We start from the raw sequence: 2,134 nt of genomic DNA, 5'->3' as shown, positions 1-2,134 counted from the left end.
GGGCCAGCACCGTGCGAATTGCCTGATAGGTCAGGTAGCTGATCAAGGTTTTGGCCGTATCTTTGGCGATCTGTTTCAGATCCATGGCCAGTCCAGGGGTAAGCCGAAGCAGCGGGGCAAGAGAACTCTGGGGATCCCTTGCCCCCGGCAGATCTCTAGAGCGTATCGACGGGCTTGAACTCGAACTTGATCTCCTTCCACAGCTCGCAGGCAGCCGCCAGTTCCGGCGACCACTTGGCCGCTTCGCGGATGATCTCGTTGCCCTCACGGGCCAGATCCCGACCCTCATTGCGGGCCTGGATACAGGCTTCTAGGGCCACCCGGTTGGCAGTGGCGCCTGGCGCGTTCCCCCAGGGGTGTCCCAGGGTTCCGCCACCAAACTGCAGCACCGCGTCGTCGCCGAAGATCTCCACCAGCGCCGGCATGTGCCAGACGTGAATGCCACCGGAGGCCACCGGCATCACCCCAGGCATGGAGGCCCAATCTTGGGTGAAGAAAATGCCGCGGGAGCGGTCGGCCTCCACGTAGTTTTCCCGCATGAGATCCACAAAGCCCATGGTGATGGCGCGGTCGCCCTCCAACTTGCCCACCACCGTACCGGCATGCAGGTGGTCGCCGCCGGACATGCGCAAGCACTTGGCCAGCACCCGGAAGTGGATGCCGTGGTTTTTCTGGCGGTCAATCACGGCATGCATGGCGCGGTGAATGTGCAGCAGGATGCCGTTGTCGCGGCACCACTTGGCCAAGCTGGTGTTGGCGGTAAATCCGGCAGTCAGGTAATCGTGCATGATGATGGGGGCACCGATCTCCTTGGCAAACTCCGCCCGCTTGAACATCTCCTCACAGGTGGGCGCCGTCACGTTCAGGTAGTGCCCCTTGATCTCGCCAGTCTCTGCCTGCGCCTTGTGGACAGCCTCCATCACAAAGAGGTAGCGATCCCGCCAGCGCTGGAAGGGCTGGGAGTTGATGTTTTCGTCGTCTTTGGTGAAGTCCAACCCGCCCCGCAGCGCCTCGTACACGGCCCGTCCGTAGTTTTTGGCGGAAAGGCCCAGCTTGGGCTTGATGGTGCAGCCCAGCAGCGGACGGCCGTACTTGTTCAACTTGTCCCGCTCCACCTGAATGCCGTGGGGAGGGCCCTGGAAGGTCTTCAGGTAGGCCACCGGGATCCGCACATCCTCCAGCCGCAACGCTTTCAAGGCTTTGAAGCCAAAGACGTTGCCTACAATCGAGGTGAGCATGTTGGTGACCGAGCCTTCCTCGAACAGATCCAGCGGGTAGGCGACGAAGCAGAAGTATTGATTCTCTTCGCCCGGGACCGGCTCGATGTCGTAGCAGCGGCCCTTGTACCGATCCAAGTCGGTGAGCAGATCCGTCCACACGGTTGTCCAGGTGCCGGTCGAAGATTCAGCCGCCACAGCCGCCCCGGCCTCTTCGGGGGGAACGCCCGGCTGAGGAGTAACCCGGAAACAGGCCAAGACGTCGGTATCCTTGGGCGTGTAATCGGGCGTGTAATACGTGAGTCGGTAATCCTTTACGCCGGCTTGATAGCCCTTTTTGGTTTGGGTTGCTGAGTAGGCCACGTTGATCTCCCTCTAAACGAATCACAAAACCAGAAAATGCCATTCACGGATGCAATCAAGAGGCAAAACTCAGGGCCAAAACCACAGACCACCGAGTTTTCGTGAATGAACTCGCCTCACAACTGTGAGGCCCTACTTGGGCTTCGAGACAGTCTTCATCCAAGCGGATGTAAAGTCCTAAACCCTCCTTTTCAAGCGCTGCCAATCGCTAGCCTCAACCGCCTGGATTTTGGAAATCCAGTGGCGAGATTTCTATACACTGTCTAGGCTAGAACTTTGACAAAAACAAGCCTACATTGGTTTAATCCTAAGCTATCATCCGCAAAGACAGGCTGATCGTTACTTTCTTTATGAGTTCGATTAGTTTGATTAAAGTAAGCCCCCTTGGTTGGCGCCGAAAATATAGATTTCTTTGGCTTTCTTAATATCCCTGGGTGGGATCCCTGGAAAAGGCAAAAGCTCCCTTGAGAAGGGAGCTGGGTGGGTTTGTCTGCAGCGGCCAGAGGGGCTAAGAAACGGCGGCCAAGGATGGTTGGGGTCTCCTGGTGATCACC

General features: G+C 58.0%; 2 protein-coding genes. Both read right to left on the bottom strand.

The window, feature by feature from the left end; all coding sequences use genetic code 11:
* The coding region (locus NW809_RS12195; RefSeq protein WP_414402259.1) for a chaperonin family protein RbcX at positions 1-85 on the bottom strand (85 nt) is incomplete at its 3' end.
* A 70-nt stretch (positions 86-155) separates the two neighbouring features.
* Positions 156-1,580: a form I ribulose bisphosphate carboxylase large subunit gene (locus NW809_RS12190; protein WP_011430061.1), complete on the bottom strand. Its 1,425-nt coding sequence runs from the start codon at positions 1,578-1,580 to the stop codon at positions 156-158.
* Positions 1,581-2,134 lie beyond the last annotated feature (554 nt).

It is taken from the genome of Synechococcus sp. WC101 (assembly GCF_047461555.1).
Lineage (GTDB): Bacteria > Cyanobacteriota > Cyanobacteriia > Thermostichales > Thermostichaceae > Thermostichus.
The sequence above is the reverse complement of the archived record's forward strand: the minus strand, read 5'-3'. Positions and strand labels throughout refer to the sequence as shown.